The sequence below is a fragment of the Rathayibacter sp. AY1A2 genome (assembly GCF_002930935.1).
Taxonomy (GTDB): Bacteria; Actinomycetota; Actinomycetes; order Actinomycetales; family Microbacteriaceae; genus Rathayibacter.
The window spans coordinates 1-15,733 of sequence record NZ_PSTP01000033.1 but is presented as its reverse complement, the minus strand read 5'-3'; the positions used below and the strand labels follow the sequence as shown (position 1 = coordinate 15,733).

The following is a 15,733-nucleotide window of genomic DNA, read 5'->3' as shown; positions in this document are numbered from 1 at the left end:
CGTCAGCCCTTGGTGGCGCCAGCGAGGAGGCCGCGGACGAAGAACCTCTGGAGGGAGAAGAACACGATGAGCGGCACGATGATCGAGATGAACGCGCCGGCCGTGAGCAGCTCCCACGATTGGCCGTAGGAGCCGGTGAGGTCCTGCAGCGCCTTCGTGATCGGCAGCCCCTGTCCGGAGGTGAAGACCGTCGCGACCAGCAGGTCGTTCCAGACCCAGAGGAACTGGAAGATGCCGAAGGAGGCGATGGCGGGGACCGAGAGCGGGAGGACGATGCGGAAGAAGATCTGGCCGTGTCCGGCGCCGTCCACTCGTGCCGCTTCGATGACCTCGCCGGGGATCTCGGAGATGAAGTTGTGGAGCATGAAGATCGCGAGCGGGAGCGCGAAGATCGTGTGCGCGATCCACACCTTCGCGTAGGAGCCGTCCAACCCGTTCACCCCGAGGCCGGGGAGGATGTAGAGCCCTCCGATGCGCAGGCCGTCCGAGAACAGCTGCAGCAGCGGCACGAGCGCCATCTGGATGGGGACGATCTGGAGCGAGAACACGAGGACGAAGAGCGTGTTGCGGCCCTTGAAGTCGATCCAGGCGAACGCGTAGGCGGCGAGGCTGGCGATCGTGATCGGGATCAGCGCCGCCGGCAGCGTGATGACCAGCGAGTTCACGAACGCCTTGCCCAGGGTCAGGCTGTCGCCGGAGTTGAGCGCGTTCGCGTAGTTGTCGAGGGTGAAGCCGGGGTTGGCGAAGATCGTCCACCAGCCGGTCGTCTTGATGTCGTTCGCGGGGCGGAACGACGAGATGAACAGACCGAGGGTGGGGACGGTCCAGATGACGGCGATGATCAGCGCGGCGAGGGTGGCGCCGCGCGACGTCGTCGCCTTCTTCACCTTGCCGCTGGCCGCCTCGATCCTGGACTCGCCGCGGGCGAGCGCGCGCTCGGTGCTGCGGTCGACCGGAACCTGGATCGGAGTGGGCGTGACGCTCATCGGATCTCCCTCTGCTTGGCGAGCTGGCGGGCGTTGTAGACGACGATCGGGAGCACGAGCAGGAACAGGATGACCGCGAGGGCCGCGCTGTAGCCGCTGCGGGCGCCGAGCTGGAACTGGCGGACCATCTCGAACGCGAGGACCGTGGTGTCGGAGCGGCCGCCGGTCATCGCCGAGACGATGTCGAAGACCTTCAGCGACGCGATCGAGATCGTCGTGAGGACGACCACGATCGAGGAGCGGATGCCGGGGACGGTGACGTTCCAGAAGGACTGCCACGCGCTGGTGCCGTCGAGCGAGGCCGCTTCGAGCTGCTCGGAGGGGACGCCCTTGATGGCGGCGGAGAGCACCGTCATGGCGAATCCGGCCTGGGTCCAGATGAGGACGACGACGAGGAACAGCGTGTTCCACGGCTCGAGTCCCAGCCAGTCGACCGGCGGGGCGCCGAAGGCGGTGAGGATGCCGTTGAGGAGGCCGATCTGCTCGCCCTGGCGCACGTCGTAGAAGAACTTGAAGATGATCGACGCGCCGACGAACGAGATCGCCATCGGCATGAAGACCAGCAGCTTGAAGAACTTCTCGCCGCGGCTCTTGTCGATGAAGACCGCGTAGGCGAGACCGATCGCGGTCGCCGTGATCGGGGCCAGGAGCACCCAGACCACCGTGTTGAGGAAGGCGGTGATGCCGTCGGGGCTGGTGAAGACCCAGACGAAGTTGTCGATGCCGGCGAATCCGGAGCCGTCGTTCTTCATGAACGCGTTGATGGCCGTCGTGATCGTCGGGTAGATCAGGCCGATGAGGATGAAGAAGGCGGCCGGTGCCATGAACGCGATGAGCTGGAGTCCGTAGCCCGCGCCTTTGCGGGACCGGAAGTCGAGCAGGAACAGCGCGCCGCCGATGACGGCGGCCACCACCGCGACCCAGAGGACGGAGTTGTAGAGGCCGAAGACCAGCAGGAGGACGACCGGCAGGACGACCGTCACCGCGAGCCGGAGGACCGTGTAGCCGGTGCCGCGGCGGGGCGCGATCTCGACGAAGAAGAGGATGAGCGCCACCACGGCCGCGAAGGCCAGGAGGATGAGCGGGATCTGCGCGAGCGGCGGGATTCCCGCCAGCCATTGGAAGAACCCCGAGATGGTGATGGGGGACATGGACGCCCTTTCGAGTGCGACTCTGGACTCAGGAGGGGCCCGGCCCCGGGATCCGTGGATTCGGGGGCCGGGCCGTCACAGCTGAGCCGCCACTCGGGAGCGGCGGCTCTGCTCCGCTGCTAGGAGGTGTAGCCGGCCTGGATCTCCTCGAGCGCCTGGTCGGTGCTCGTGCCGTCGATCCAGTCGACCATGCCCTTGAAGAAGCTGTCCGAGCCCACTGCCTTCGGCATGAGGTCGGACGCGTCGAAGCGGAACGTGGTGTCCGGGTTCTGGAGGATCGCGATGGAGTCCTTCAGGACGTCGCTGCCCGCGTTGGCCGGGTCGAGACCGGTGTTCGCGGAGATGACGCCGCCGAGGGAGACGCGGCTGTTGGCCCAGTCGGCGCTGGCCAGGTACTCCTGGACCTTCGCGGTGTCCTCGTCGTTCGAGAACGCGGCGACCATCTCGCCACCACCGGTGACGGCCTGGGCGTCGTCGGCCTTGACCGGCGGGGTGAGGAAGGCCCACACGTCGCCGTCCTCGGCCACGTTGGCGCCGGCCGAGGTCAGGAAGCCCTCGAAGAACGAGGCCTGGTGGGTCAGCGCGCAGGTGCCGTTCGCCATGTTCTGGGCGACGTCGCCGAAGGCGGTGGAGTTGATCGACTTCACGTCGCCGTAGCCGGCGTTGACGAGGGTCGGGTCGAGGAGGATCGATCCGACGGAGTCGAACGCGGACTTGATGGCCGGGTCGGTGAAGGGGGTGTCGCCCGCGACCCAGGAGTCGTAGACGTCGGGGCCGGCCTCGCGGAGGACGGCGTCCTCGATCCAGTCGGTTCCGGGCCAGCCGGAGGCCTCACCGGAGTTGAAGCCCGCGCACCAGGACGGTCCGCCGGTCTTCTCGGCGATCGTCTTGCCGAGCGCCTCCATCTCGTCCCACGTCGTGGGAACGGAGACGCCCCACTCCTTGAACTTGGCCGGGGAGTACCAGATGTAGCCCTTGACGGACGCCATCAGCGGCGCGCCGTACTGGGTGCCGTCGACCTGGCCGTACTTCTGCCAGTCCTCGGACCAGTTCTGCTTGACGTTGGCGAGGGCGCCCTCGGGGAGCTCCTGCACCTTGCCGGAGGCGACGGTGTCGGCGAGCAGACCCGGCTGCGGGAAGATCGCGAGGTCGGGGGTGTCGCCACCCTGGACCTTGATGCCGATCTGCTTCTCGAACTCCTTGTCGCCCGTGTACTTGATCTCGATGCCGCTCTCCTTCTCCCAGTCCGCCCAGGACTGCTCGAGAAGGGTGGCCTCGTCGCCGTTGATGGTGCCGTAGACGTTGACGACGCCGTCGGCGGTGCCGACCGTGCCGGCCGAGCTGCCGCCGCCGGCGTTCGGGTCGTTGGGGTCACTGCTGCTGGAGCAGCCCGCGAGTGCGATGCCGGCCGCTGCCAGAACGGCGACTGGGACGGTGATACGGCGGTGCAGGGATGACCGCATTCTTCCTCCTCATTGAGTGGTGGAACCAGCCGAGCAGGCCGCTCCTCGCCGATCGGGATCGGGAGGCTGTGGCGGCTCGAAGCGTGTGCCGCGACGACTCGGATGCTGGTGATGGCGATGCCAGGAGGAACTCCGAGCGGATCACCGGATTCGTGTGGATGGGCTCCCACGGAGGGAAACCTTTCCACAAGAACGATGAAAGCACAACGCCGATGATAGAGCGCTCTCTGAGATAACGATTCGGCGTCAGAACAGCGATCGCGGGGCCGGGGCCGAGCGGAGATCGATCTCGGCGCGACGCCCGGCCGCCGGGCGGGGTATAACTTCCTGGAACCGTTTCCAGCATCGAGGCCGGACGGTCGGGAGGAACGCCGTGCCAGGCATCGAAGAGGTGGCCGAGCTCGCAGGAGTGTCGAAGGCGACGGTCTCGCGCGCGCTCAGCGGCCGGGGCTACGTCTCCGCGGGGACGAAGCAGCGCGTCGAGCGCGCCGCGACGAGCCTGGGCTACGTCGTCTCCGCCAACGCCTCCAGCCTCGTCACCGGCCGCAGCAACAACATCGCCGTGATCATCCCGATCATCAACCAGTGGTTCTTCGCCGGGATCATCGAGGGCATCGAGCGCGCCCTGCTCGCCGCCGGCTACGATCTGCTCCTCTACAACATCGACAAGCACCTCGACGCCCGCCGGAGCGTGTTCGAGTACTATCTCGTCCGCAAGCGCGTCGACGCGATCGTCGCCGTCACGCTCGAGATCTCGCCGCACGAGACGGAGGCGCTCCTCGCCCTGGGCAAGCCCATCGTCGGCATCGGCGGCGAGCTCCCCGGCATCCCCACCTTCAGCATCGACGACGTCGCCGCCTCCCGCCTCGCCACGGAGCACCTGCTCTCCCTCGGCCACGAGCGGGTCGTCCACATCGGCGGGCTCGCGGAGGAGGAGATGGACTTCCACGTCCACACGCAGCGCCGCGACGGCTTCCGCCAGGCGCTCGCGGCCGCCGGCCTCGAGCCGGGCGCGCAGGACATCGTGCCCACCACCTTCGACATCCCCGGCGGGCACAGCGCCGGACGGCAGGTCCTCGGCGACCCGCGAACCCGGCCGACGGCGATCTTCGCCGCCTCCGATGAGATCGCGATCGGGATCATCCTCGCGGCGCGCGAGCTCGGCCTCTCGGTGCCCGAGGACGTCTCCGTCATCGGGATCGACGACCACCCCCTCGCCGAGCTCTTCGGTCTCAGCTCGATCCGCCAGGACCCGCGCCAGCAGGGCGAGCTCGCAGTCGCGCTGGTGCTGGACGCGCTGGCCGCCCTCGGTCGCGGCGAGCCCCCTCCCCCGGCCCGCCACACGCTGATCCCCGCCTCGCTGGTGATCCGCACCAGCACCTCGGCGCCGCGGGGGGCGAGAATCGGAGCATGAGCGACTCCGACACCCCCACCGTCCGCGACGTCCCCGAGCGGTCCCGCTTCGTGATCGAGGTCGGCGGCACCCCGGCCGGCTTCGCCGCGTACACCCGTCAGGGCGACGAGGTGACGCTCACCCATACCGTCGTCGACGACGCGTGGGAGGGCCACGGCCTCGGGAGCATCCTCTCGCGGGCCGCGGTCACCGCGATCACGGAGGCGGGCGGCACGGTCGTCCCGCGCTGCCCCTTCGTCGCGGCCTGGCTGCGCAAGCACCCCGACGTCGACGCCCGGGTCCGCTGGCCCGAGGACTGACTCACTCCGGGGGCGTCCTGCTCCCGATCTCCTGGAGCGCCCAGGTGTTGCCGTCCGGATCGGCGAAGTACGCGTACTGCACGCCGCCCAGGTCCTGGACCTCGCTGATCTCGAGCGAGCGGCCGACGAGCTCCGCGCGAGCGGCGGCGATGTCGTCGACGACGAGGTGGAGGGAGCGGACGACGCCCTCCTCCGGACCGGGGCCCATCCCGCTGCCGACCACGATCGAGCAGGCCGAGCCGGGCGGGGTGAGCTGGACCACGCGCATCGCGGCGGAGGGCCGCACGTCGTGGTCGAGGTGGAAGCCCATCACCTCCGTGTAGAAGGCGACCGCGCGGTCGACGTCGCCGACGGGGAGGGGGACGAGCTCGAGTCGCATCTGCACGCGACCAGTGTGCCGCGCGGCGGAACCGCGCGGGAGGGGTCAGTCGCGCGGGCCGACGACGAGGCGCTCGTGCATGATCTCGACGGCGCGCTCGAGGACGCGGCGGTCCTCGAGGGTGAGATCGGCGAAGATCGGCGTCAGCGCGTCGCCGAGGTCGGTCCGCCAGGCGTTCAGCGCGTCCGCGCCGGCGGGAGCCAGGCGGATCTGCCAGGCGCGCGCGTCGAGGGGATCGGCGATGCGGTCCAGCCAGCCGGTCTCGACGAGGTTCTTCACGATCTTGGTCATCGTGGGCTGCGAGACGCGGCTCTGGGAGGCGAGCTCCCCCAGGCGCATCGGGCCCATCGAGAGGAGCACCGAGAGCGTGCGCCAGACGGCCTGCGACTCCTGGTTGCCGGTCGCCTGGGCGGCGAGGCGGGTGATCCGGTGCGTCACCGAGACGAAGTCGCTCAGGAGCTCGCTGAGCGAGACCTCGCTGGGCGGGACGTCGCGGGCGGGGAGCCCGGCGAGCAGATCGTGAGCAGTCACGCTCCGATCCTAGGGGCGCGGGCCTCCGTCGGCCGGGAACGACGAAGGGCGCCGCCTCCGAGGAGACGACGCCCTGCGTCTGCAGGCGTGCCTGCGTCACCCTGACGAGCGACCGGCCGGAGCCGCCGCGACGGGTGAGGGGGATTACTTGACGGTGACGGTCGCGCCGGCGCCCTCGAGCTGAGCCTTGGCCTTCTCGGCGGTCTCCTTGTTGACGGCCTCGAGGACCGCCTTGGGGGCACCGTCGACGAGCGCCTTCGCCTCACCGAGGCCGAGGCTGGTGAGGGCGCGCACCTCCTTGATGACCTGGATCTTCTTCTCGCCGGCGGCCTCGAGCACGACGTCGAACTCGGTCTGCTCCTCGACCTCTTCGGCGGGGGCGGCCGGGCCGGCCACACCGGCGGCGGCGACGGGCGCCGCAGCGGTGACCTCGAAGACCTCTTCGAACTTCTTGACGAACTCCGAGAGCTCGATGAGCGTGAGCTCCTTGAAGGCCTCGATGAGCTCGTCCTGCGTGAGCTTTGCCATGATTTTTCTCCTTGTTTTTCTTTGTCTACGAACCGCGCGCGCACTGCTTCCCGGAAGGGGAAGACGTCAGCTCGCGGACTCCTGCTTCTCGCGCAGCGCCTCGACCGTGCGAACGGCCTTCGAGAGCGGAGCGTTGAACAGATATGCGGCGCCGAACAGCGAGGCCTTGAAGGCGCCGGCGAGCTTGCCGAGCAGAACTTCGCGGGACTCGAGGTCGGCGAGCTTGCCCACCTCTTCTGCGGTCAGCGGGTTACCGTCGAAGTAACCGCCCTTGACCACGAGGAGAGGGTTTGCCTTGGCGAAGGCACGCAGCGACTTCGCGACGGCGACAGGGTCGCCGTGCACGAACGCGATGGCCGAGGGGCCAGCGAGCTCGTCGTCGAAGGACGAGATACCGGCGTTGTTCGCCGCGATCTTGGTCAGCGTGTTCTTCACCACGGCGTAGGTTGCGTGCTCACTGATGTCCTTGCGCAGCGTCTTGAGCTGAGCAACAGTGAGACCGCGGTACTCGGTCAGCAGAACGGCCGTCGAGCTCTGGAACTTCTCCGTGAGTTCGGCAACCGAGGCTTCCTTGTTCGCCATGGCTACTCCTGTGAATTCTCGTGCCGGTAGCCCGAAGGCAGGCAAAGAAAAAAGCTCCGGCACAGGGGCGCGGAGCTTCGGGATCGCGGTGAGGCGGAACTGAACTCGTGCACCTGCGCGGGCAATTCGCTTCGCGAATCCTTCGTCCGGTGGCGATCCGCGGGGCCGGGGCCCTGCTCGTGCGCACACCGGAAACCGGCGGTCTTTGGCTTCGGGAAGCGTACGTCATCGCGGCGCGCGGGCGCAAGTCGAGGAGGAGGGTCCTCGCGCGGGATGCTGGAGGCATGACCGGCCCGACCCCCGACTCCGCCCGCGACGTCGACTCCGCGATCGCCTCGGTGGAGGGCGAGCTCAGCACCCTCTTCAACCGTGTGCGGGCGGCGATGCGCTCCTACGCAGAGCGTCTCCACCCGGAGCTGACGCCACTGGGCTACAAGACGATCTCGGCGCTCGAGCGCCGCGGACCCGTGCACTCGGGCGTGCTGGCCGAGCTCCTCGAGATGGACAAGTCGGCGCTCAGCCGCCAGATCACGGCGCTCGACCGCCTCGGCTTCCTCGAGCGCACCCCCGACCCGCAGGACGGCCGCGCCACGATCCTCTCGGTGACTCCGGCGACCGCCGCGCGGCTGCGCGAGATCCGCAGCTCGAACCAGGCGCTGATGCACGAGGAGCTGCGCAGCTGGGCGCTCGCCGACGTCGAGCTCTTCGCCTCTCTCCTGCACAGGATCAACGACCTTGACATCTGACGCTTAGCACCCCGTCCGTTCGGGGACAATCGCCGGACGCCGCCCGCTCGACTGCGTAGTTTCGGAGGCGATGGACCAGCACTCCTCCTCTCTCCTCCCCCACGACGTCGACGGCGCGCTCGGCTTCGCGCGCGGTCTGAGCGCCGACGCGCCCCGGCCCGGCACCGGTCGCACCGCCGAGCTGCACGGTCTCCTCGAGCGCCTGGCTCGGCACGACCTCGGCGTCGCGCGCGCGGTGGAGCCGCACCTCGACGCTCTCGCGATCCTCGGCGAGGCGGAGCTCGACCCGTCCGGACTCGGAGTCGCCGCCGACGCCGCCTGGGGGGTCTTCGCGGCCGAGGGCGGCGGGGATCCTCTGGTCGCGCGCGAGAGCGACGGCGACTGGCTGCTCGACGGAGTGAAGCCCTGGTGCTCGCTGGCCGACCGCCTCGACGCCGCCCTCGTCACCGCCCACGTCGGCGACGCCTCCGGCGAGCGCCGCCTCTTCGCCGTGGCGCTGCGCGACGGGTCGGCGACGCCGGAGCAGGACGCCTGGCACGCGCGGGGCCTGACGGAGGTGCCCAGCGGACCGGTCCGCTTCTCCGGCACCCGCGCCGTCCCCGTGGGGGACGCCGGCTGGTACCTCTCGCGGCCCGGCTTCGCCTGGGGCGGCATCGGCGTCGCCGCCTGCTGGCACGGCGGAGCCCTCGGAGTCGCGGCTGCCGTCGCGGCAGCGGCAGCCCGACGCGAAGACCCGCACCTCCTGGCCCACCTCGGAGCGATCGACACGGCGCTCTCCGCGTCGCGCCGGGCGCTGGACGAGGCCGCCGCGGCGGTCGACGCGGGCGAGGCCGACGGCCCCCGCGGCTCACTGCTCGCCAAGCGCGTGCGGGCGAGCGTCGCCGGAGCGGTCGAGGAGATCCTGCTCCGCGTCGGCCGCGCGCTCGGCCCGGCTCCGCTCGCCCTCGACGCCGAGCACGCCAAGCGCGTCGCCGACCTCGCGCTCTACGTCCGCCAGCACCACGCCGAGCGCGACGACGCCGCTCTCGGCCGCGCCGTGCTCGCCTCGGGCGAGGCGGCCTCCTGGTGAGCCGGCCCTTCGACGGGCGCCTCGAGGGCACTCCTCTCGAGCGCTGGACCGCGGACGGCCGCCGCGACCGCCTCCCGGAGCTGACCCTGCCCGACGGGATCCGGCGCGTCCTGGTGGTCGTGGCGCACGCCGACGACGAGACCCTCGGCTGCGGCGGCACCATCGCGCTCGCGCGTCGGCGCGGGATCGCGGTCGACGTCGTCGTCGTGACCGACGGAGCCGCGGCCCACGGGGAGCGGGACGCGGACCTCGCTGCCGAGCGCCGGCGGGAGGCCTCGGACGCCCTGGCGGAGCTCGGCCCCGGCATCGGGCTCGCCTTCCTCGACGTGCCGGACTCGGCGACCCCGGAGCACCACGAGCGCATCGCACGCGAGGTGCGCGAGCGGGCGGCCGGCGCCCCCGGGACCGTCCTGCTCCTCTCCACCTGGACCGGGGACGGGCACCGGGACCACCGCGTGGTCGGCGAGATCTGCGCGGAGGTCGCGCGCGAGCGCGGGCAGCCGCTGCTCGCCGCGCCGATCTGGCTGTGGCACTGGGCGGTCCCGGAGGACCCCGAGGTGCCGTGGGGCGACCTCGTGCGCCTGCCGCTCGACGACGAGCTGCTCGAGCGCACCCGCCGTGCCCGCTCCCGCTATCCCAGCCAGACCCACCCCGGGCCCGACGGGACCGGTCCGGTGCTCCATCCGCTCTTCCTGCGCACCTTCACCGGGGACGACCGGCTGGTGAGGATCGCATGAGCTACTTCGACGAGCTGTACGCCCGCCACGAGGACCCGTGGGGGTACACGAGCCGCTGGTACGAGCAGCGCAAGCGCGCCCTGACCCTCGCGAGCCTGCCGGAGCAGCGCTACGGCTCCGTGCTGGAGATCGGCGCCTCGATCGGCGTGCTGGCCGAGGCGCTGGCCGACCGGGCCGACCGCCTGCTGGCGATCGACGTGTCGAGCGCCGCCGTCGAGCGCGCCGCCCGCCGCCTCGCTCCGCTCGAGCACGTGCGGGTCGAGCACCACGACATCACCCGCGGCGTGCCGGAGGGTCCGTTCGACCTGGTCGTGCTCTCGGAGGTCGGCTACTACCTCGGCGACGCCCTCCCCGGCGTGCTGCGCACCATCCGCGACGCCCTCGCCCCCGCGGGGGAGCTCGTCACCGTGCACTGGCGGCATCCGATCGAGGGGCTCGCTCTGGACGGCGACGCCGTGCAGTCCGCCGTGGCGGAGCTGGGCCTGCACCGCCTCGCCCGCCACGAGGAGGAGGACGTCCTGCTCGAGGTCCACGCCCGCGACTCCCGCTCGGTCGCCCGCCGGACGGGGCTGGTGTGAGCCGGCTCGCGCAGGTGCTGGTCGTCGTCCCGGCCCTCGACGAGGAGGAGCGGATCGGCGGCCTGATCGCCTCCGTCCGGGCGAGCGCGACCCACCTCGCCCATCGGGCGCCCGGAATCGGGATGCGCCTCGTGGTCGCCGCGGACGGCTGCTCCGACGCGACCGTCGAGCGGGCCCGTGCCGCCGGCGCCGAGGTGCTGGAGCTCGCCCGCTGCGGAGTCGGCGCCGCCCGCTCCGCCGGGATCGCGCACGCCCTCTCCTCCGTCGCTGCTCCGCTCGAGCAGGTGTGGATCGCCAACACCGACGCCGACACCGTGGTCCCCCGCGACTGGCTGGCCGCCCACGTCGAGCACTCCCGACGGCACGACGCGCTGCTCGGCACGGTCCGGCCCGACCCGGCCGACCTCTCCCCCGGTGCCTACTCGCGCTGGCGAGACGTCCGCGCGCGGGAGGAGTCGATCGGCAGCATCCACGGCGCGAACCTCGGCGTCCGCGCGAGCGCATACCTCGCGGCGGGCGGCTTCGGCCGGGAGCCGCTGCACGAGGACGTCCTGCTCGTCGAGCGGCTGCGCGCGAGCGGCGCCCGGGTCGGAGCGACGGACCGCGGCGAGGTGGTCACCTCCGGCCGCCGCGACAACCGGGTCGAGGGCGGCTACGGCCACTACCTCCACGCTCGCTTCCCGTCCGAGACGTCTCCGGCCTGCGGCTGAATCGGGTACACGCGCACGCGGAACACGATGCGAGGGGTCCCTGTCAATGGTCGGGCCGTGGTTTGTCACGGATTGCGCAGGAGAGTCAAATGGGTGTCGAGCACGACCCGGTGCTCTCCGATGGAAGGGTCACCGCATGAATCCCCGCCTCGTCCTGCTGGCACTGGTCGCCTTCACCGCCTACGTGTTCGGCTCCCGCGCCGGCCGTGGCCGCTACGAAGAGCTGCGCCACCTCGCACTCGGCGTGTGGAACGACCCGGCCACGAAGAAGACCCGCAAGAAGCTCAAGAAGACCTCCAAGCGCGAGGCCAAGCAGCTCACCGCCATCGCGAGCAAGGCCCGCGACAAGGTGCAGCGCCGCCTCCGCTGACCCCCGCTTCCACGACTCACCGGACACCGGCCCGCCGGTGTCTCCGCTCGCATCGGAACGGCCGATCGAGCACGAACTGAAGGAGAAACATCATGGGCATCATCAGCTGGATCATCCTCGGCCTCATCGCCGGGGCGCTCGCCAAGCTCATCCTCCCGGGCAAGCAGGGCGGCGGATGGATCATCACGATCGTCCTCGGCATCGTGGGCGCGCTGCTCGGCGGCTTCCTCAGCACGCTGTTCGGCATCCAGGACGCCGTCAACGGCATCAACATCGTGAGCATCATCGTCTCCGTCGTCGGCGCGATCGTCGTCCTCCTCATCTACGGCGCGATCGTCGGCCGCAAGTCCCGCGCGTAAGTCGCGCTCCCCGAAGGCCCCCGGCATCCGTGCCGGGGGCCTTCGGCGTTCCCGGAGCGGGCGCACCTCTGCTCAGGGGAACCGACTCCTCCTCCGCGGGGAAGCTGGATGTCCGCCGAGCGCGCAAGGGGTTGATGCTGAGAGCCGCAGACGATGGACTGGAGGCACGACGGCGCGGCTCCACTGCGCCCTCGCCCCGACGAAAGGACGTACTCGCTCATGAGCGACGACACCGCAACGGTCCCCACGATCACCCTGAACAACGGCGTGGAGATCCCGCAGCTGGGCTTCGGCGTGTTCCAGATCGACCCGGCCGAGACCAAGGACGCGACCCTGGCGGCCCTCGAGGTCGGCTACCGCCACATCGACACCGCCGAGATGTACGGCAACGAGGCGGGCGTCGGCGAGGCCGTCCGCGCCTCCGGCCTCGACCGCTCCGAGGTCTTCGTGACCAGCAAGCTCAACAACGGCTTCCACGCCCGCGAGGACGCTCTCGCCGCGATCGACGTCACCCTCGGCGAGCTGCAGTTCGACTACGTCGACCTCTTCCTCATCCACTGGCCGCTCCCGAACGTGGGCGACTACCTGGAGACCTGGAAGGCGATGGAGGAGATCTACCGCAGCGGCAAGGCGAAGGCGATCGGCGTCTCCAACTTCCAGACCAACCACCTCAACCGGCTCCGCGCCGAGGCGACCATCGTCCCGGCCGTGAACCAGATCGAGGTGCACCCCTACCTCGTGCAGCAGGAGCTCCGCGCCTACGGCACCGAGCACGGCATCGCGACCGAGGCCTGGTCGCCGATCGCGCAGGGCCTCGTCCTCGACGACGACACCATCACCCGCATCGCGCGCAACGTCGACCGCAGCCCGGCGCAGGTCGTGCTCCGCTGGCACATCCAGCGCGGCGACATCGTCTTCCCGAAGTCGGTCACCCGCAAGCGCGTGGAGGAGAACTTCGCCCTCTTCGACTTCGAGCTCGACGACGAGGCGATGACCGACATCACGGCGCTCGACCGCGGCCACCGCACCGGCCCCGACCCCGACACCTTCAACTACATCCCGAGCTGATCCTCGGCTCCACGGAGCGCGCCCGGCCTGCAGTCATCCTGCGGACCGGGCGCGCTCGTGCGTGGGGCGGCGAGCCGAGCCGCGCACGAACAGGGCGGGTCTCGAGACGCCGCGCTGCCGCTCCTCGACCGGCACGGTCACGGGCCGACCGCACCCCTGCTGATCGAGGAGCGGGCGCAGCCCGCGTATCGGGATCCACCCCACCGACGAACAGCGCGGATCCCGATGCGCCGGGCCCGCGGGTCAGCCCTGCTGCGAGTCGCGCCAGGAGTGCTCGGGGGCGTAGCCGAGGACCTCGCGGGCGTGGTCGATCGAGAGCAGGGTGCCGGTTGTCCCGAGGTCGCCGCGCAGCTCGACGCCGGGGAACACCTCGGCCACCAGCTCGGCGTTAGGGCGCGTCATCACGGTGTCGGCCGCGGCGATGATGAAGCGGTCGAACCCGGTCGTCTCGGCGAGCAGCGCCTTCTCGACCGCCTGCGCTCCGTCGCGTCCGTCGATGTAGCCCCAGAGGTTCCACTTGCGCAGCAGCGCGTCGGAGTCGAACGACGGGAACTCGGCGTAGTCGACCTCGTCCATGACGTTCGAGAAGCGCAGGCCCGTGATCTTCAGGTCCGGGTGCCAGCGGCACAGCTCGATCGCCATCTGCTCCTCGAGGTGCTTGGTGAGCGAGTAGACCGACTCCGGGCGCGCCGGGTACTGCTCGTCGACCGGGATGTAGGGCGGCGGGACGTCGAAGGGCAGGCCCAGCACGGTCTCGCTGGAGGCGTAGACGACGTTGCGGATGCCGGCACGGATCGCTCCGTGGAACGCGTTGAACGTCGCGATCATGTTGTTGTGGAACGTGGCGACGTCGGGCACGAGGCCCGGCGCGGGGATCGCGGCGAGGTGCACGAGCGCGTCGATGCCCTCGTACTGGTCGTTCACCGACTGCAGCGCGTCCACGACCTGGCCGTAGTCGGCGATGTCGATGCGGACGAAGCCCGCGCCGCGGTCCCCCGCACGGTCCAGATTGAAGACCTCGTGCCCGGAAGCGCGGAGGCGGGTGACGACGTGGCGGCCGAGCTTGCCGGATCCACCGGTGACTGCGATTCTCATGCTCGAACGCTAACGGGCCTGAGCGACGAGGGATGAGGGTTGCGGATCAGCTCCGGGCATGGAGCGAGATCGCGCCGCCGACCTCGGGCGTCGTCTCGTCGGCGACGAGCTCCGTCCAGCGGCGGAGCACGGCGGCGCCGGCCGCGTCGTTCACGGCTCCGTCGACGACGAGGACCGGGTAGGGCTTCTCGGGCACGCCCTCCGCGGGCCGCACGTCGACGTGGGCGACGTCGTAGGCGTGCTCGAACAGCCAGTCGGCCATCGCGTAGTCGCTCCGGGAGTCGCCGACCGTGCGCCAGCGCTGCGGGATCGCGCCGGTCGCTCCGAGCAGCTCCACGGCGCGCTGGGCGCCGAGGTCCTTGCCGAGCCGGTTCGACTCGATGTCGGTCGAGATGACGGTCGGGTCGATGCGGAAGTCGACCGTCCCCTCCTCGTTCGGGTACCGGATGCCGCGGCGCTCGACTCCCAGGCCCGCGGCGGTCATGATCTGCAGGGCGTCGGCATCGAAGACGAGCTGGCGCTCGAGGTAGTCCTCGCTCGGCAGGTCGACCAGCTGCTCGGCGGACACCATCGAGCGCTTGGTCTCGTCGAAGAAGACCAGGTCGTCGTAGTCGGAGCGGATCATCCGCTCGAGGTCGCGGGCCACCGGCTCGGGGATCGCGAGCGACTCGTCGACGATCGGCTCCGAGGTGCCGCGGTAGTCGACGGTGAACCAGACGGCGCCCTTCTCGCAGACGCAGACGATGCGGGCCTCGGCCGAGACGCCGCGCTCGAGGAGCGCGGGCAGGACCCGCTCGCGCAGGAACGCGTCGGAGCGGCCCGTGTTGAACACGATGGGGATGCCGGCGTTGGCCAGGGTGACGAGGTCGTCGGCGATCTCGGGGATCGAGATCGTGCGCGTGACGGGGCTCGCGATGGGCCCGTCGACGTCGAGGAGCAGGCCGAGCGGAGGGGGTGTGGAGGTCATCGTGTCCCATTCTGCCGTGCCGGGGCCGCTCGACGCCTCCGTGACCGCCTCCGCGTGGGCGGAGCGGTTCAGGAGGCGGGGACGACGAGGGTGCGCTGGGCGGTGGTGCCGTCGGGAGCGAGGACGGCGAGGGTGATCAGGGTCTCGGAGTCGCGGCAGTCGGCGGTGGCGGTGTAGCCGGACGCCGCGAGGTCGACGGGCTCGCCCGCGCTCGCGTCGGTGGTGCCGACGGCCAGGCGGGCGGTGGCGCCTCCGCTCGTCTCCCACGACAGGGCGAGCGGGACGGAGGCGGTGCGGTCGCCCTCGCAGTCGACGGAGGCGGGGGTGGAGGCGAAGGAGACGATCACGGGAGGAGCGTCGGATGCGGTGCCCGACTCGGTGTCGGACGGAGCGGCGGAGGCCGTCGGCGCGGGGGCGGCGGCGCCGTCGGCCGCCTCCGCGGAGCCGGGAGCGGCGGACGTCGCCGGAGCGGTCCCGGACGGCGCCGAGGACGGGCCCGCGGACGCCGTGGCTGCGCCGGGCGCTCCCCCGCCGGCGGGCCGGACGAGGAGCACGATCGCGAGGACGACGGCGACGAGTCCGAGGGCGGCGAGGACGATCCCGGTGGTGCGGGCGGAGCGGGACGGCATCGGTCCTCCTGGGACGGGACGGGACTGGACGGGCGGAAGAGACGGGCGGAAGAGACGGGGCGGGGCAGGGGG

Annotated in this window: 20 protein-coding genes; 10 read left to right on the top strand and 10 right to left on the bottom strand. The window is 70.9% G+C overall.

Annotation, left to right across the window (positions count from 1 at the left end):
- Nucleotides 1–2 precede the first annotated feature (2 nt).
- The 3 genes from C5B93_RS16555 to C5B93_RS16545 form a co-directional block, all read right to left on the bottom strand.
- Nucleotides 3–986 carry a carbohydrate ABC transporter permease gene (locus C5B93_RS16555; protein WP_104224339.1) on the bottom strand — a complete coding sequence of 328 codons (984 nt, stop codon included), beginning with the start codon at nucleotides 984–986 and terminating at the stop codon, nucleotides 3–5.
- The gene (locus C5B93_RS16550) at nucleotides 983–2,137 is read right to left on the bottom strand and encodes a carbohydrate ABC transporter permease (RefSeq protein ID WP_181027270.1); all 1,155 of its coding nucleotides are present in this window, start codon (nucleotides 2,135–2,137) and stop codon (nucleotides 983–985) included. The genes C5B93_RS16555 and C5B93_RS16550 overlap by 4 nt, the downstream gene beginning before the upstream one ends.
- A gap of 119 nt (nucleotides 2,138–2,256) precedes the next feature.
- Nucleotides 2,257–3,600 (bottom strand): ABC transporter substrate-binding protein, encoded by a 1,344-nt coding sequence (locus tag C5B93_RS16545; RefSeq protein WP_104227181.1) that lies wholly within the window; start codon nucleotides 3,598–3,600, stop codon nucleotides 2,257–2,259.
- Between the two features lie 373 nt (nucleotides 3,601–3,973).
- Between C5B93_RS16545 and C5B93_RS16540 the strand changes: the two genes are divergently transcribed.
- Both C5B93_RS16540 and C5B93_RS16535 read left to right on the top strand, forming a co-directional pair.
- The gene (locus tag C5B93_RS16540; RefSeq protein WP_104224337.1) at nucleotides 3,974–5,014 is read left to right on the top strand and encodes a LacI family DNA-binding transcriptional regulator; all 1,041 of its coding nucleotides are present in this window, start codon (nucleotides 3,974–3,976) and stop codon (nucleotides 5,012–5,014) included.
- Nucleotides 5,011–5,313 (top strand): GNAT family N-acetyltransferase, encoded by a 303-nt coding sequence (locus C5B93_RS16535; RefSeq protein WP_104273430.1) that lies wholly within the window; start codon nucleotides 5,011–5,013, stop codon nucleotides 5,311–5,313. The genes C5B93_RS16540 and C5B93_RS16535 overlap by 4 nt, the downstream gene beginning before the upstream one ends.
- A gap of 1 nt (nucleotide 5,314) precedes the next feature.
- Here the strand turns inward: C5B93_RS16535 and C5B93_RS16530 are convergent, their stop codons facing one another.
- The 4 genes from C5B93_RS16530 to rplJ form a co-directional block, all read right to left on the bottom strand.
- Nucleotides 5,315–5,698 carry a VOC family protein gene (locus C5B93_RS16530; RefSeq protein WP_181027271.1) on the bottom strand — a complete coding sequence of 128 codons (384 nt, stop codon included), beginning with the start codon at nucleotides 5,696–5,698 and terminating at the stop codon, nucleotides 5,315–5,317.
- 39 nt (nucleotides 5,699–5,737) lie between these two features.
- Nucleotides 5,738–6,223, bottom strand: a complete 486-nt coding sequence (locus C5B93_RS16525; protein ID WP_258059518.1) for a MarR family winged helix-turn-helix transcriptional regulator — start codon at nucleotides 6,221–6,223, stop codon at nucleotides 5,738–5,740.
- A gap of 144 nt (nucleotides 6,224–6,367) precedes the next feature.
- Nucleotides 6,368–6,751 carry a 50S ribosomal protein L7/L12 gene (gene rplL / locus C5B93_RS16520; protein WP_104224335.1) on the bottom strand — a complete coding sequence of 128 codons (384 nt, stop codon included), beginning with the start codon at nucleotides 6,749–6,751 and terminating at the stop codon, nucleotides 6,368–6,370.
- Nucleotides 6,752–6,817: 66 nt separating this feature from the next.
- A complete protein-coding gene (gene rplJ / locus C5B93_RS16515; protein ID WP_055791018.1) occupies nucleotides 6,818–7,333 on the bottom strand; it encodes a 50S ribosomal protein L10 in 516 nt (171 codons plus the stop codon).
- Between the two features lie 284 nt (nucleotides 7,334–7,617).
- Here rplJ and C5B93_RS16510 point away from each other — a divergent pair, with 284 nt between their 5' ends.
- From C5B93_RS16510 to C5B93_RS16475, 8 genes are all read left to right on the top strand, one after another.
- Nucleotides 7,618–8,079 (top strand): MarR family winged helix-turn-helix transcriptional regulator, encoded by a 462-nt coding sequence (locus tag C5B93_RS16510; RefSeq protein WP_104224334.1) that lies wholly within the window; start codon nucleotides 7,618–7,620, stop codon nucleotides 8,077–8,079.
- A gap of 70 nt (nucleotides 8,080–8,149) precedes the next feature.
- On the top strand, nucleotides 8,150–9,148 hold the full coding sequence (locus C5B93_RS16505) for an acyl-CoA dehydrogenase (protein WP_219812616.1): 999 nt from the start codon (nucleotides 8,150–8,152) through the stop codon (nucleotides 9,146–9,148).
- Complete coding sequence (locus C5B93_RS16500; protein ID WP_181068428.1) at nucleotides 9,145–9,885, top strand: PIG-L deacetylase family protein; 741 nt, start codon at nucleotides 9,145–9,147, stop codon at nucleotides 9,883–9,885. The genes C5B93_RS16505 and C5B93_RS16500 overlap by 4 nt, the downstream gene beginning before the upstream one ends.
- Nucleotides 9,882–10,463: a class I SAM-dependent methyltransferase gene (locus tag C5B93_RS16495; protein WP_104234596.1), complete on the top strand. Its 582-nt coding sequence runs from the start codon at nucleotides 9,882–9,884 to the stop codon at nucleotides 10,461–10,463. The genes C5B93_RS16500 and C5B93_RS16495 overlap by 4 nt, the downstream gene beginning before the upstream one ends.
- Nucleotides 10,460–11,173, top strand: coding sequence for a glycosyltransferase family 2 protein (locus C5B93_RS16490; protein ID WP_104234597.1), 714 nt, complete (start codon nucleotides 10,460–10,462; stop codon nucleotides 11,171–11,173). Before C5B93_RS16495 ends, C5B93_RS16490 begins: the two co-directional genes overlap by 4 nt.
- Before the next feature lie 136 nt (nucleotides 11,174–11,309).
- The gene (locus C5B93_RS16485; RefSeq protein ID WP_104227476.1) at nucleotides 11,310–11,543 is read left to right on the top strand and encodes a hypothetical protein; all 234 of its coding nucleotides are present in this window, start codon (nucleotides 11,310–11,312) and stop codon (nucleotides 11,541–11,543) included.
- A gap of 92 nt (nucleotides 11,544–11,635) precedes the next feature.
- Nucleotides 11,636–11,902: a GlsB/YeaQ/YmgE family stress response membrane protein gene (locus C5B93_RS16480; protein WP_104224330.1), complete on the top strand. Its 267-nt coding sequence runs from the start codon at nucleotides 11,636–11,638 to the stop codon at nucleotides 11,900–11,902.
- 219 nt (nucleotides 11,903–12,121) lie between these two features.
- Entirely contained in the window at nucleotides 12,122–12,970 is an 849-nt protein-coding gene (locus tag C5B93_RS16475; protein ID WP_104248244.1) for an aldo/keto reductase, read from the top strand.
- 243 nt (nucleotides 12,971–13,213) lie between these two features.
- Here the strand turns inward: C5B93_RS16475 and C5B93_RS16470 are convergent, their stop codons facing one another.
- The 3 genes from C5B93_RS16470 to C5B93_RS16460 all read right to left on the bottom strand — a co-directional run bounded on the left by C5B93_RS16470 (nucleotide 13,214) and on the right by C5B93_RS16460 (nucleotide 15,661).
- Nucleotides 13,214–14,065, bottom strand: a complete 852-nt coding sequence (locus C5B93_RS16470) for an NAD(P)-dependent oxidoreductase (RefSeq protein ID WP_104224328.1) — start codon at nucleotides 14,063–14,065, stop codon at nucleotides 13,214–13,216.
- A gap of 46 nt (nucleotides 14,066–14,111) precedes the next feature.
- Nucleotides 14,112–15,032 carry a hypothetical protein gene (locus C5B93_RS16465; protein WP_104292976.1) on the bottom strand — a complete coding sequence of 307 codons (921 nt, stop codon included), beginning with the start codon at nucleotides 15,030–15,032 and terminating at the stop codon, nucleotides 14,112–14,114.
- Nucleotides 15,033–15,100: 68 nt separating this feature from the next.
- The gene (locus C5B93_RS16460) at nucleotides 15,101–15,661 is read right to left on the bottom strand and encodes a hypothetical protein (protein ID WP_104292975.1); all 561 of its coding nucleotides are present in this window, start codon (nucleotides 15,659–15,661) and stop codon (nucleotides 15,101–15,103) included.
- Nucleotides 15,662–15,733: the final 72 nt, after the last annotated feature.